This window comes from Streptomyces sp. NBC_00273, assembly GCF_036178145.1.
GTDB lineage: Bacteria > Actinomycetota > Actinomycetes > Streptomycetales > Streptomycetaceae > Streptomyces.
In genome coordinates this window covers 5,520,999-5,534,361 of sequence record NZ_CP108067.1, presented here as the reverse complement: position 1 = coordinate 5,534,361, position 13,363 = coordinate 5,520,999, and the positions used below count along the sequence as shown (strand labels likewise).

At 71.9% G+C, this 13,363-nt stretch carries 14 protein-coding genes; 8 read left to right on the top strand and 6 right to left on the bottom strand.

What is annotated here, in order from left to right; all coding sequences use genetic code 11:
- Positions 1 to 72 precede the first annotated feature (72 nt).
- On the top strand, positions 73 to 993 hold the full coding sequence (locus OG386_RS24430) for a 1-phosphofructokinase family hexose kinase (protein ID WP_328789880.1): 921 nt from the start codon (positions 73 to 75) through the stop codon (positions 991 to 993).
- Positions 994 to 1,328: 335 nt separating this feature from the next.
- Positions 1,329 to 1,619, top strand: coding sequence for a hypothetical protein (locus OG386_RS24425; RefSeq protein WP_328789879.1), 291 nt, complete (start codon positions 1,329 to 1,331; stop codon positions 1,617 to 1,619).
- A 101-nt stretch (positions 1,620 to 1,720) separates the two neighbouring features.
- Here OG386_RS24425 and OG386_RS24420 read toward each other — a convergent pair whose 3' ends face one another.
- Positions 1,721 to 2,746: a CBM35 domain-containing protein gene (locus tag OG386_RS24420; RefSeq protein ID WP_328789878.1), complete on the bottom strand. Its 1,026-nt coding sequence runs from the start codon at positions 2,744 to 2,746 to the stop codon at positions 1,721 to 1,723.
- Between the two features lie 68 nt (positions 2,747 to 2,814).
- Positions 2,815 to 4,581 carry a diguanylate cyclase CdgB gene (gene cdgB / locus OG386_RS24415; protein WP_328789877.1) on the bottom strand — a complete coding sequence of 589 codons (1,767 nt, stop codon included), beginning with the start codon at positions 4,579 to 4,581 and terminating at the stop codon, positions 2,815 to 2,817.
- Between the two features lie 303 nt (positions 4,582 to 4,884).
- Here cdgB and OG386_RS24410 point away from each other — a divergent pair, with 303 nt between their 5' ends.
- On the top strand, positions 4,885 to 5,454 hold the full coding sequence (locus OG386_RS24410; protein WP_327384630.1) for a flavin reductase family protein: 570 nt from the start codon (positions 4,885 to 4,887) through the stop codon (positions 5,452 to 5,454).
- 17 nt (positions 5,455 to 5,471) lie between these two features.
- Here the strand turns inward: OG386_RS24410 and arfB are convergent, their stop codons facing one another.
- Entirely contained in the window at positions 5,472 to 5,897 is a 426-nt protein-coding gene (gene arfB, locus OG386_RS24405; RefSeq protein WP_189734979.1) for an alternative ribosome rescue aminoacyl-tRNA hydrolase ArfB, read from the bottom strand.
- Between the two features lie 188 nt (positions 5,898 to 6,085).
- On the opposite strand from arfB, the gene OG386_RS24400 reads away from it, so the two are divergent.
- Together OG386_RS24400 and OG386_RS24395 are read left to right on the top strand one after the other, a co-directional pair.
- Entirely contained in the window at positions 6,086 to 6,661 is a 576-nt protein-coding gene (locus OG386_RS24400) for a TerD family protein (RefSeq protein WP_030009238.1), read from the top strand.
- An 89-nt stretch (positions 6,662 to 6,750) separates the two neighbouring features.
- A complete protein-coding gene (locus OG386_RS24395; RefSeq protein ID WP_328789876.1) occupies positions 6,751 to 7,269 on the top strand; it encodes a GNAT family N-acetyltransferase in 519 nt (172 codons plus the stop codon).
- A 96-nt stretch (positions 7,270 to 7,365) separates the two neighbouring features.
- Here OG386_RS24395 and OG386_RS24390 read toward each other — a convergent pair whose 3' ends face one another.
- Complete coding sequence (locus tag OG386_RS24390; protein WP_328789875.1) at positions 7,366 to 8,778, bottom strand: M1 family metallopeptidase; 1,413 nt, start codon at positions 8,776 to 8,778, stop codon at positions 7,366 to 7,368.
- A 32-nt stretch (positions 8,779 to 8,810) separates the two neighbouring features.
- A complete protein-coding gene (locus OG386_RS24385) occupies positions 8,811 to 9,377 on the bottom strand; it encodes a GlcG/HbpS family heme-binding protein (protein ID WP_328789874.1) in 567 nt (188 codons plus the stop codon).
- Between the two features lie 337 nt (positions 9,378 to 9,714).
- Between OG386_RS24385 and OG386_RS24380 the strand changes: the two genes are divergently transcribed.
- The 3 genes from OG386_RS24380 (at position 9,715) to OG386_RS24370 (ending at position 12,101) form a co-directional block, all read left to right on the top strand.
- Entirely contained in the window at positions 9,715 to 10,914 is a 1,200-nt protein-coding gene (locus OG386_RS24380) for a sensor histidine kinase (RefSeq protein WP_328789873.1), read from the top strand.
- Positions 10,911 to 11,531 carry a response regulator gene (locus OG386_RS24375; protein WP_030009243.1) on the top strand — a complete coding sequence of 207 codons (621 nt, stop codon included), beginning with the start codon at positions 10,911 to 10,913 and terminating at the stop codon, positions 11,529 to 11,531. The genes OG386_RS24380 and OG386_RS24375 overlap by 4 nt, the downstream gene beginning before the upstream one ends.
- Positions 11,532 to 11,597: 66 nt before the next feature.
- A complete protein-coding gene (locus OG386_RS24370; RefSeq protein ID WP_328793337.1) occupies positions 11,598 to 12,101 on the top strand; it encodes a hypothetical protein in 504 nt (167 codons plus the stop codon).
- Between the two features lie 32 nt (positions 12,102 to 12,133).
- Here the strand turns inward: OG386_RS24370 and OG386_RS24365 are convergent, their stop codons facing one another.
- Entirely contained in the window at positions 12,134 to 13,219 is a 1,086-nt protein-coding gene (locus tag OG386_RS24365) for a glycoside hydrolase family 26 protein (RefSeq protein WP_328789872.1), read from the bottom strand.
- Positions 13,220 to 13,363: the final 144 nt, after the last annotated feature.

Here is a 13,363-nt window from a genome sequence, read left to right as displayed (position 1 = left end):
GGTCGGCCCCGGGACTGGGCCGACCGCCCTACGTTTGGCATGATCCCGGCAGCATCAGACCCGGGAGTGCCCATGATCCTTACCGTGACGCTCAACACCGCGCTCGACGTCACGTACCAAGTGCCGCGGCTGGTTCCGCACGCCTCGCACCGGGTCTCCACCGTCACCGAACGCCCCGGCGGCAAGGGGATCAACGTCGCGCACGTCCTGGCCGCCCTCGGCCACGAGGTGACCGCGACGGGCTTCGCCGGCGGCCCCGTCGGCTCCGTCGTACGGGGGCTGCTCGCGCAGTCGCCGGGCGTGGTCGACGCCCTGGTTCCCGTCGCGGGCAACACCCGCCGCACGGTCGCCGTCACCGACGCGGCCTCCGGCGACACCACGCAGTTCAACGAGCCGGGCCCGCAGATCACCGCCGCCGAGTGGTCGCGGTTCCTGTCCCACTTCGAGGACCTCGTGCGCGGCGCCCGCGCGGTGGCCCTGTGCGGCAGCCTCCCGCCGGGCGTGCCGGTGGGCGCGTACGCGCTGCTCGTGCGGTCGGCCCGCGCGGCCGGGGTGCCCGTCCTGCTGGACACCAGCGGCGAGGCCCTGCGCCGCGGAGTGGCCGCCCGCCCGGAGATCATCAAGCCGAACGCCGCCGAACTGGCCGAGCTCACCGGATCCTGCGACCCGCTCCCCGCCACCCGCGACGCCCGCCGCCGGGGCGCCCACGCGGTGGTCGCCTCACTCGGCCCGGCCGGCCTGCTGGCCTCCACCGCCGAGGGCTCCTGGCAGGCGGCCCCGCCGCGCCGGCTGTCCGGCAACCCGACCGGAGCGGGCGACTCCGTGGTCGCCGGCCTGCTGTCGGCCCTGGTGGAGGGCGCGGACTGGCCGGACCGCCTCACCCGTGCGGTCGCCCTGTCCGCGGCCACGGTCGCGGCCCCGACGGCGGGGGAGTTCGACCCCGGCGTCTACGAAGACCTGCGGCACGCCGTACGCGTCACCGACGGCGGCTGACGACTCCACGGATCCGGCTGAGGATCCATCAAAGTGTCGCGCAGGCAACACTTTTGACGACCCCTCCGCGGCGCAAAGCCACCTTTTCAGCCAACTGTGATCATGATTCCGTCGACCCCGATCGCGGACGCTGTTGATCTACGAAAATGCCAGGTAGAGGCACATGAACCGAATTTCCCGCAGGGCACTCGCCATCACCACCGGCGTAGTGGCCGTCTCCACCCTGGCCGCCGTCCCCCCAGGCCCAGACGGTCTCGGGGGGCTCCTGCGGCGCGGGCTACTACCAGCAGGACGCCTACCCGCTCGGTGACGACCGCGGCGCCACCGGCGCCGGCGTGATGTACCTGTACTACAACAAGTCCACCGGCAAGAACTGCGCGATCCTGCGCCGCGACTCCAAGTTCGGGGTCACCGACGGCATGGGCATCTCCATCGACGCCAGCAACGGCAGGTCCGACAGCGACGGCCAGCGCGCCTACACCCAGTACGCGGGCCCGGTCTTCGTCTCCGCCGCCGGCGCGTGCGTCAAGCTCACCGGCTTCATCACGGGTTCCTGGCTGACCGAGAACTCCAGCTACCTCGAGAAGACCCACCGGGAGACCACCGGCTGGGTGCACTGCGGCTAGCGGGCCCGCGCACAAACGGAACCAGGCTCTGCCGCGCGTGCGCGGCAGAACCTGGTGCGTTCCGGGGGCGTCCGTCAGTGCGGTCAGCGCCGTCGGCGTGGTCAGCGCCTGACGTGGCCCGAAGCCAGCTCCAGCTGGTCGAAGACGACGTCGCACTGGTTGCCGGCCTCGCACGAGATCTTCATCGCGTTCGTGCCCTTCTTGAGGTTGATGAACGCGAACGTGCGCGTCCAGCCCTTGTCCCAGGCGCCGTCCGCCGCCTTGGCGAAGTTGTCCAGGTTCAGCGACTGGTTCGGGCTCTGCCCGTTGACCGTGAGGGTCGCCTTGCCGGGCTTGCCGGGAACGCCGTAGTTGACGAACAGCGTGTATTCGCCCGCCTCCGGCACGTCCACCGTCCAGGTGAGCGCAGCACCGACCTGGTTGAAGCCGGAGACGTACTGGCCGCCCGAGCTCTTCGAACCGGGCACCGTGCTCTCCAGCCGCGCACCGCCGGTCAGCACCATGCCCGCACCGGCCGCCTCGCCCTTGGGCAGCGGGGCCTGCGAGGGCTTCGGGCTGCTCGGGGCGGGGCTGGCCGGGTTCTGGGGGGCCGCCGACTGCTGACCGTCGTTCGCGGTGGGTTGTCCCTCGCCCTTGTCCTTGTCCTTGTCACCGAACTGCAGGGCGGCGACGATGCCGATCACGACCACGGCGACCACCGCGACGGCCGCGATCAGCAGGCCGCGCCGGCTGGAGCCACCACCGCCGTGACCACCCGGGTGCGGAGTCGTCTGGGTCTGGTGCTGCGGGGCGTGCGCCTGCTGCGGAACGCCGTAGCCGCCCGCCTGGAGCGCTTCGGGGGCCTGGTACTGGGCCTGGTAGCCCGGGCTCTGCTGCGGGACGGGTCCGCGCTGGCCGCCGTTCCTGCGCTCGCCGACCGTACGCACCTGGTGGTGCGAGGTGCGGGGGACGCCGGGCTGGGGACCGGGGTGACCGCCCGCCGACGCTCCGGGGTACCCGTATCCACCGCCCGACGTGGGCGGGGTGGCTCCGGCCGCCTGGCCGTCCTCGTAGAGGTAGCCGAACGGATCGTCGTCCTCGGGCTTGTTCGCCCCACCGTGCGGGCCGTTGTTCGCGGGCGTCGTCATCGCAGGTCACTCCTTTCGACCCCCGGGAGCCTACCCCGAACAGGTGCGCCCACGAGCGGCAGACCGCGTCAGCCGGCCCTGCGATGGGCCTTCGACCGGGACCTCTTCTCGATGTACATCCGCTGATCGGCGGAGCGCAGCACCTCGTCGGCGGACATCCCGCAGCTGGCCCAGCCGATGCCGAAACTGGCCCCGACCCGCACCGCACGGCCGTCCACCCGGATCGGCGGGATGATCGCGTTGCGCAGCCGGACGGCGAGGTCGGCGGCGTCGGCGGCGCCCAGGCCGTCGGCCAGGACGACGAATTCGTCACCACCCAGCCGAGCGACGGTGTCACCGTCCCTGACGCCGGTCGTCAGCCGCCGGGCCACCTCGATCAGGACCGCGTCGCCCGTGTGGTGACCAAACCGGTCGTTGATCGACTTGAAGCCGTCCAGGTCGCAGAAGAGGACCGCGAGCCCCTTCGTCCCGTCGTCGATGTCGGTCGCGGGCGCCACCGTGTGCACGTGGTGGTCGTACGGACCGTCCGACGGGGCGGGCGGCGCCCCGGGGAATTCGAAGGGGTCGGCCCCCGTGAACCGGTCGGGGCCGTCGGCATGAAACCCGTGCTCACCGGCACCACCCGCCTCCGCCCCCACCGGGTGCCCGTCGTGCCCCGCGTGCGCCGCATGACCCCCGTGCGCGGCGTGCCCGTCGTATCCGTCGCGCCCCTCGAAGGCCGCGTCCAGCGCCTCGATCGCGCTGGCCCGTACGGACTGTGGCCTACGGCACAGCCGGGCACCGAGCCGGGCCCGCAGCTCGGCGCTGTTGGGCAGGCCGGTCAGCGAGTCGTGGCTGGCGCGGTGGGCGAGCTGGAGCTCGTGCCGCTTGCGCTCCTCGATGTCCTCGACGTGCGTGAGCAGGAACCGGGGCCCGTCGGCGGCGTCGGCGACGACCGAGTTCCGCAGCGAGACCCATACGTACGTACCGTCGCGGCGCCCCAGCCGCAGCTCGGCGCGGCCGCCCTCGGCGGAGGTGCGCAGCAAGGTGCCGATGTCCTCGGGATGGACCAGGTCGGAGAAGGAGTAGCGGCGCAGGACGGAGGCGGGCCGACCGAGCAGCCGGCAGAGCGCGTCGTTGGTCCGCAGCAGCCGGCCGTGCTGGTCCCCGCCCATCTCGGCGATCGCCATCCCGCTGGGTGCGTACTCGAAGGCCTGGCGGAACGACTCTTCGCTGGCCCGCAGCGCCTGCTGCTCGCGCTCCAGCCGGACCAGGGCGCGCTGCATGTTCGCCCGGAGCCTGGCATTGCTGATCGCAATCGCCGCCTGGAAGGCGTACATCTGGAGCGCTTCGCGGCCCCAGGCGCCGGGCCGGCGGCCGTTGCGCGGCCTGTCCACCGAAATGACACCCAGAAGTTCCCCGCCGGACGCGTACATGGGCGCGTAGAGCCGGTCCTCGGGGTGCCACTCGTCCTCGAACCGCGGATCGGGGCCGTCGGTGTGCCATTGGGGGACGTCGTCCTCCATGAGGACCCAGCCCTCGGTGTGCGGGATGAACCTGAGCCCGTCCCAGTTCTCACCCATGGTCAGGCGGCGCTCCCAGGAGGCGCGGGAGCCGACGCGGCCGGTGATGAGGGCCTCCGCAGCAGGATCGCCGGCGAAGGCGGCGACGACGAGATCACCGTCCGGGCGAACGAGGTTGACACAGGCGAGTTCGTAGCCGAGCCCCACGACGATGCCGTCCACGACGGTCTGCAGGGTGTCCGCCAGGCTCCGGGCCGTATTGAGCTCGGCCACCACCCGATGCAGCTGCCGCAGGGTCGCAAGACGGACGTACGGCTCCGACTCGGTCTCCATTGCTCGCTCTCCCCGAGACCTCGACAGCAACTCCAGGTTTGTCATCGGCGTTTCGTTGCGGTGTCCCGTCCACTGAATCACAGTGAGCTGTGCGGCAGGTACACAGGGTCAACAAATCTTGCCCTCTGTGACTCAAGTCACATCAGGTGAATATCGGTGCGCACCGGGCCCGTGCACTGACTGGGAGCGCTCCCCCACATTCTCGAGAGCAAACGATACGCCCGGGCCTAGGCCAAGGGGCGGGGGCGCGACTCGGACCAGGGCCCGATGTGCGGCGCGGAAGGGCGAGATTAGCGTTTCAGCGTGCTGAAGACGACCCCCGTACCCGCCCCGTCCCACGGAACCCCCCATGCTGAGGGAGTGAGCAATGACGAGTTCCGGGCCGCGATGTCCCGGTTGGCGGCCGGCGTGTGCCTGATCACCGCGCACGAGCCCCCGCTGACGGCGGACGGCCCGCGCGGGGAGGACGTCGGCATGACGGCGACCGCCTTCATGTCCGTGTCCCTGGACCCGCCGCTGGTCCTGGTGAGCCTGCGCGAGGGCTCCCGGATGGACGACCTGCTGGCGGAACAGCCCCTGTGGGCGGTGTCGGTCCTCGCCGACCACCAGCTCCAGGTGGCGGGCCGCTTCTCGATGAAGGGCCGCATCAGCGACCGGCTGCTCTTCGCCGACCTGCCGTACGTACGCGGCGAGGCCTCCGGCGCACCACTGCTGAACGGCGCCCTGGCCACCCTTGAATGCCGTACGGAGAACCGCGTCGAGGCGGGCGACCACGTCCTGGTCGTCGGCCGGGTCCTGACGGCCGGCCTGCCGTCCCCGGACGGGCAGCCGCTGACCTACTTCCGCGGGCGCTACCGGCACCTGGGCTCGTAAGACGGGCACGGGCGGGGCTACCAGTCCCGGCCCGTGCGGCCGCGCTTGGTCTCGGCCCGCGCCTTCTTCTCCCGCAGCCGGCGCTCATTGATCCCGCGCGGGATCTTCGTCGCCCGGCGCTGCTTCGGCGGCGGCGCCGTCGCCTCGGCCAGCAGCGAGGCCAGCCGGACCAGCGCCATCTCCCGGTTGCGCAGCTGCGAGCGGTGCTCGGAGGCCCGTACGGTCACCACGCCGTCCACCAGCTTCGCCGCGAGCCGCTCCAGCGCCCGCTCCTTCCACACCTCGGGCAGCGCCTTGGTGGCCGCCAGGTCGAACAGCAGCTCCACGCGCGAGTCCGAGGTGTTCACGTGCTGACCGCCCGGCCCCGAGGAACGCGAGAACCGCCAGGCGAGCTCCCCCTCGGGAAGCACGACGGAACCGCGGATGACATAAGGACCAGGCATGCCCCTATGATCCGCCCCCGGCGCGGCCGCCGTCACCCGTATTTACCGGCGTCCGCATTCGGCTCACGGAGATTCCCCGTCACGGACAATTCACGACGGGAACCCGACCGGCCTCTCGTCGCGTTATAGGGGGCAGCGGTAGTTTGACCGCCTGTACGTGCATGTTGGATGAGGAAAGGGACAATCCCATGGCTGTCAGCCTGTCCAAGGGCGGCAACGTCTCGCTCTCGAAGGAGGCCCCGGGCCTCGCTGCCGTCACGGTCGGCCTCGGCTGGGACGTCCGTACGACCACCGGTGTCGACTTCGACCTCGACGCCTCGGCCATCGCGGTCAACCCGACGGGCAAGGTCGTCTCCGACGGCCACTTCGTCTTCTTCAACAACAAGTCCACCCCGGACCAGACCATCGTCCACACCGGTGACAACCGCACCGGCGAGGGCGCGGGCGACGACGAGGCCATCAACGTCAACCTCGCCGGCCTCCCGGCCGACGTGGACAAGATCGTCTTCCCTGTCTCCATCTACGACGCCGAGGCCCGCAGCCAGAACTTCGGCCAGGTCCGCAACGCGTACATCCGCGTCGTGAACCAGGCCGGCGGCGCCGAGATCGCCCGCTACGACCTCTCCGAGGACGCGGCGACCGAGACCGCCATGGTCTTCGGCGAGCTCTACCGCAACGGCGCCGAGTGGAAGTTCCGCGCCGTCGGCCAGGGTTACGCCTCCGGCCTCACCGGCATCGCGCAGGACTTCGGCGTCAACGTCTAAGACCGCACGGTCCGGCACCCGCCGGACACCAGCGCTGGTGAAGCCCCCTCCCGGCCGTCCGGGGAGGGGGCTTCGCTACCGTTCGACAGGTGATCCTGCACCCGCTCGTCCCCATCGACGGCGCCCTTCCCGGCCCGGTACTCGCCGAGATCGCCACCCTCTACTCGACGAACCACGCGTTCTTCGAACTCAGCGGAGACTTCCCCGACCCGGACCGCATCACGGTCGAACAGGTCGCCGCCGCGCTCGCCGGCGAACTCGCCCACGACAGCGCCGAGGTGCTCCTCGCCCGCTCCGCCGGACGCCTCGTCGGGCTGGCCGCCACCCTCGCGCAGGCACCCGCCGACGACGACCCGGACCCGTGGATCGGCCTGCTGCTCATCGACGCCACCGCGCACCGCGAGGGGTACGGCCGCACCGTGGCCACCTTGGTCGAGGACCGCTTCCGCGCCGCCGGCCGCGCGGGCGTCCGCATCGCCGTACTGGACAACAACCCCGAGGCCCTCGCCTTCTGGGAGTCCCAGGGGTACGTCACCCTGCGCAAGGCCAAGGACCGCGAGCTGGGCCGCAACTGCACCGTGCTGCGCAAGCCGCTCGAAGCCCCGTAGCGGACCGGGTCGCCACTTGGGCCACTTGGGCCACTCAGGGGGCTTGGGCCACTTGGGGGAGTTGGGGGACTTGGGCCACTTCGGCCGCGTAGGCCGCTACTTCGGCCGGTCCTTCCCGTACAGCCACACGTCCCAGACCTCCTTCAGGTCCTGCCCCGTCTTCTTCTCGGCGTAGGCGGTGAACTCGGACGTGTTCGCGTTCCCGTGGCGGTGGTCGGTGGCCCAGCCGCGCACCAGGGCGAAGAACTTCTCGTCGCCCACTTCCTGGCGGATCCGGTGCAGGACCATCGCGCCGCGGTAGTACACCGGAGCCGCGGTGATCTCCTCGGGCCCGGGCGGGGAGGCCGGCGGGAAGGCGTCCCAGTCGATACCGGCGTCCTCGTCCACGTCCGTGTCCCCGGCCAGGAACGCCTCGAAGTGCTGCTGCGCCGTGGGCCCGCCGTGGTCCTCGGCCCACAGCCACTCGGCGTAGGTCGCGAAACCCTCGTTGAGCCAGATGTCCTTCCAGGACTTCGGCGACACCGAATTGCCGAACCACTGGTGCGCGAGCTCGTGCACGACGAGCTCATCGTCCTTGGGCGCGCCGGAGTAGACGGGCCGGCCCTGCGTCTCCAGCGCGTAGGCGAGGGTCCCGGCGGGCACCACGATCGCACCCGCCGTGGCGAAGGGGTACGGGCCGAACCGGCCGCCGCTCCACTCCACCATCTCCGGCAGCCGCACGAGCGGACCGGTGTTCGCGGCCTCCTCCCCGGGCGCGACGGCGCTGTAGAGGCCGATCCCCGAGGGCGTCCGCCCGGTCGTCACCCGGTACCGCCCGACGGCGGCGGTCGCCAGATAGCTCGCCATCGGCTCCGGACTGTGCCAGGCGAAGGCGGTCCGCCCGTCCGCGTCCTCGGTGCGGGAGCGCAACTCGCCGTTCGACACCGCCTCGTAGCCGCGCGGAACGGTGAGGGTGATGTCGTACGCGGCCTTGTCGCTGGGATGGTGGTTGCCGGGGAACCAGGTCATCGAACCGACCGGCTCGCCGACGGCGACCGCGCCGTCCTCCGTGGTGATCCAGCCCTCCTTGGCGCCGTCCGGATCCGCGAGGGCCTTCGGCTTCCCGCTGTAGTCGACCTCCGTACGGAAGACCTCGCCCTTCTTCAGGTCCTCGGCGGGGCGCACGGTCAGCTCGGTGCCGGTCCGGTTGTACCGGGCCCCCTCGCCCTGGACGGTCACGCCCTCGACGTCCAGGCCGCTGAGATCCAGGTTGAAGGAGCTGAGCGCCTGCTCGGCGCGGGCCGTGATCACGGCCGTACCGTGCAGCTGCCCGTCGGCGGGGTCGTAGTCCAGGTCCAGCGCGTAGTGGTCGACCTGGTAGCCACCGTTCCCGGCCCGGGGGAAGTACGGATCACGCAGCCCCGACGCACCCGGCCGCCCCTGCACCGTCTCCCCCGTACACCCCGTGGTGAGGGCGAGCAGGGCGGCGACGGCAGGAGCGGCGAGGCGGGAGAGAGCACGGAGTTCCACGCACTCGATCCTAGGCGTCGGCGCTCCGCGGGTTACTTGCCGAGCGCGTCCACGCCCGCCTTGGCGAACTTCTCGTCCAGGTCACCGCTCGGGGCACCGGCCACGCCGACACCGGCGACGGGCGCGCCGTTCGCCTGGACCGGGGTGCCGCCACCGAGGAAGAGGGTGCCGGGGATGTCCTTCAGGTTCGGGGTCTGGGCGAGGCGGCCCACGAGCACCGAGGTCGGGGCGTTCCAGGACACGGCGGTGAAGGCCTTGCGCTGCGCCGACTCGTAGGACTGCGGACCGGCGCCGTCGCCGCGCAGGGTGACGATGGTGTTGCCGTTGCGGTCGACGACCGCGACCGTCACCTTCTGGTTCTCGGACTCGGCGGCCTTCAGCGCGGCCTGGGCGGCGCGGGTCGCGGCGTCGACGGTGAGGTGCGTCGTCGTGGTGAAGTTCTTGTCGGCCGGCCCGTCCTTCTTCGAGGAGACCGCGTCGACGGACGCAGAGGCGACGTCGGAGGCGGGGGTCGCGCTGGCGCTCACGGCACCGAAGGCTCCGGCGCCCAGGGCGACGGCGAGGGCGGTACCGGTGAGAACGCGGGTGCGGGTGTTCATCTCTGCTCCTGAGAACGGTGGCACGGGGGCACGGGGTCGGCATCGGGTCGCTCCGGGCCGGTCGGACCGGCTCCTTCACTGCTCCAAGCCTCGGCCCGGAACCCCGCGCACCCCGTCCCCGTACCGGCTCGCCCCGCCCACCGGACCGGCTGACCCCGGGGTCATCCGATCGGTCGATGCGGCTCGCCTCCGGCGAGGTATTTCCTGTTCACGGCCCCCTCCAGCCCCGCCGCTCCTCCAGCCCCGCCGGCGTTTGAGGCGCGGGGTGCGGGGCGGAGCCCCGGAGCGGCGCCGCAGGCGACAATGAACGCACCCCTCGCAAACCAGGAGCAACCCGGTGAGCCACCCCGCCAGCAAGCCGGACACCCGCACGCTGACCACGGTCGCCCACACCACGTTCTTCCTCCTCCTCGGCGCCTCCCTGGTCCGCTTCCTCCTCCGCCACCCCGGCGAACCCCGCACCCCGTGGATCCTCGCCCTCAGCATCACCCTGGCCCTGCTCTACGTACTCGGCCCCGCCCTCGGCGCCGCCCCCACCACCCGGCGGCTGCTGTGGCTCGGCCTGGTCGTCACCACCTGGATGGTTCTGGTCGTCCTCGCGCCGAGCTTCGCCTGGTGCGCCGTACCGCTGTTCTTCACCGCCCTGCGCACCCTCCCGCCGCGCGCCGCCATCGTCCTCGTGGCCCTCCTCACCGGCTTCGTGGTGATCGCCCAGCTCCAGCTGGCCAAGTCCTTCGACCCCAACCTCCTCCTGGCCCCGCCCGCCGTCGCCGCCCTCGCCACCGCCGTCTTCGTCCACATGGAACGCCAGGCCCGGGCCCAGCGCACCCTCATCGACGACTTGATCCGCACCCGCCGCGAGCTGGCCGCCACCGAACGCCGCGAAGGCACCCTCGCCGAACGGCAACGGCTGTCCATGGAGATCCACGACACCCTCGCCCAGAACCTGTCCAGCCAGCAGATGCTGCTCCAGGCCGCGGACCGCACCTGGGACACCGACCCGGCCACCGCCCGCGCGCACGTCCGTACCGCCACCGGCATCGCCGCCCACGGCCTCGCCGAAGCCCGCCGGCTCGTGCACGACCTGGCCCCGCGCGAGCTCGCCGACGGCGCCGGCCTCGCCGAAGCCCTGCGCTCCCTCGACGCCGGCCCGGACATCGAGGTCCGGTTCCACCTCGAGGGCACCCCGACACCGCTCCCGGACCGCGTCCAGTCCGCCCTGCTGCGCATAGCCCAGGGCGCGCTGGCCAACGTCCGCGAGCACTCCGGTGCCCGTACGGCCGCCCTCACCCTGAGCTTCCTGGGCGACCAGGTCGTCCTGGACATCGCCGACGACGGCCACGGCTTCACGGAGCCCCGCACCGGTGCCGGTACCGGTACCGGCACCCGCGCCGGCACCCGCTCCGCCGACCGCGGGCACGGCCTCCCGGCCATGCGGGCCCGCGTCCGCCAGCTCGGCGGCACCCTGACGATCGAATCCGCGCCGGGCGAGGGCACCGTCCTCTCCGCGGCCATCCCCCTGGAGCCGGCCCCATGACCACGATCCTCCTCTGCGACGACCACGTGGTGGTCCGCGCCGGACTCCTGGCCCTGCTCGGCAGCGAGCCCGACATCGAGGTCCTCGGCGAGGCGGGCAGCGGCGAGGAGGCCGTCGCCCTCGCCGCGAAGCTCCACCCCGACGTGGTCCTGATGGACCTCCAGCTGGGCGAGGGCATCGACGGCGTCGAGGCGACCCGCCGGATCACGGCGCTCCCCCGGCCCCCGCACGTACTGGTCCTCACCACCTACGACACCGACGCGGACATCACCCGCGCGATCGGCGCCGGCGCCACCGGCTACCTCCTCAAGGCCGAGCGCCCGGAGGAACTCTTCGCCGCGATCCACTCCGCGGCCCAGGGCCGCACCACCCTGTCCGCACCGGTGGCCAGCCGGGTCATGGCCCACATGCGCGGCACCCGCCCCACCCTGACCGACCGCGAACTCGACATCCTCGGCCAGCTGGCCCGGGGCCTGGGCAACCGCGACATCGCCCGCGCCCTGTTCATCAGCGAGGCCACCGTCAAGACCCACCTGGGCCGCATCTACGACAAACTCGGCGTCGACACCCGCGCCGGCGCGGTCTCCGTGGCCAAGGAACAGCGCCTCCTGCCCTGACACCGGAGGCGAACGCCCCCGGCACCGGAGGTGAACGCCCCCGGCACCCGTGACACCATCAGCTACGTGCTCGACATCGGCTACTCCCTCTCCCGGCGCTTCCCGGACCCCCCGCAGACCGACTACCGCTCCGCGGACGTCCACGCCCTGCGGCACGACCTGTTCTGCGGGGACGTCTACCTCGCCGACACCGACAAGGACCGGGAAGTGTCCACAGCCTGGGGATGGGTGCCCGTACTGGACTTCGCCTGGGCCCTGTGCGACATCGTCGAGCAGCTCGACAAGGACCCCCGCGGCAACCGCTCCGCCAACCGGCAGTTCGCCGAACTCGACTTCACCGAGTCCTCGGACCGGATGCTCTTCGAGCGCCGCTTCGGCTGGGTCGACGTCGAGGCCGACTGGATGCCGGCCGAGGAAGCCCCGCTGACCTTCAGCCACCGCCTGCTGCGCCGCGAGGCGCGCGACTTCCTGCACGACCTCATCGCCGACCTGATCGACATGCACGACGGCCTCGCCGACAACCCGGCCATCTGGACCCTCCAGGCCCGCTTCCCCCGCGTCCCGGCGTAGACCGGCTCCCGCGGGCCCGCTCTCCGGGGCGGTCAGGGCCGCGGCGAGCCCTTCGTCGATCCCGTCGGACCGATCGCCCCCGTCGGACCGATCGGCCCGGTCGGCCCGATCGGCCCGGCGGACAGGAACTCCCGGAACACCTGCGTGGAGCGCGGGTTCTGCCCGCACTGCCACACGCCGTGCGGGCAGTAGTCGGTGATGCTCTGGTAGAGCGGCTGGTGCTCGGCGAACCAGGCCAGCATGCCCCGCACGTACTCGGGATTGTCGCCGTGCCGGAACAGCCCCCATTCGGGGTACGAGATCCGCTTGCCGTGCGCCTTCGCGAAGTCGACCTGCTGCTGGAGTCCGTAGGGCTGGGTGACCTGCTCGTCGAAGGTCCGGCCGGGCTCCTGGTCGTAGGAGTCCATGCCGACGATGTCGACCACGTCGTCGCCGGGATAACAGCTGGTCCAGGCGACCGCGTCCCTCCCGCGGTTGGGGGCGTAGTCGAAACGGAACCGCTGGCCCTCCACCGACCGCATGGCGGCCACGATGCGCCGCCAGTACGTCTTCCAGTTCTCCGGATCGGGACTGCACCGGTGGGTGTAGTCGAAGCCGTTCATCTCCCAGCCGAGCACGATCACCGTGTCCGGCACCCCGAGGTCGACCAGACGCCTCGCCAGCCGCTGGAAGTGGTGGTCGTTCGCACCTCGCGCGCCGGTGCGGATCAGCTCGGCGACCCGGTCGTCGGCAACACGGGCCTCGTTGTGTGCCTGCATGGGCACGTTCAGGACGAACAGCCGATCGGCCTTCTCCTTGCGCCACCGTGCCCAGGTATGCAGGAAATCCGGTTCCCCCTCGATGTTCTGCCAGGTGTCGCCGGGCAGATAGGTGTGCCCGGCGCGCAGCTCGGTACCGCCCAGCCAGCGCGAAAGTTCCTCCATCCGCTCGACGCCGGGCGAGTCGTAGTGGAGATAGGCGCCCACGGCGACCCCGGCGGCCTCGGCGCCCTCCGTCCCCGCGCTGCCCCCGGCCCCTTCCCGCGACGGCGGACTCCCGAAGAAGCCCCCCACCACGAGCAGGCCGACGGCGACCGTACTGGCGCAGACACCTGCCATCCAGCGGCTCCGACGGGGCATGCCACCTCCACGGGCCTCGCGCACCGATGTGTCTACCTGCGACGTTAGGCAGCTCACCCGACACACCGCCCGTCGAGGCATCCGAACGCTCGGCCATTCGCCGCAGCCGCCCGACACACGATTCCAGCCCCACCGGCCCCCCAG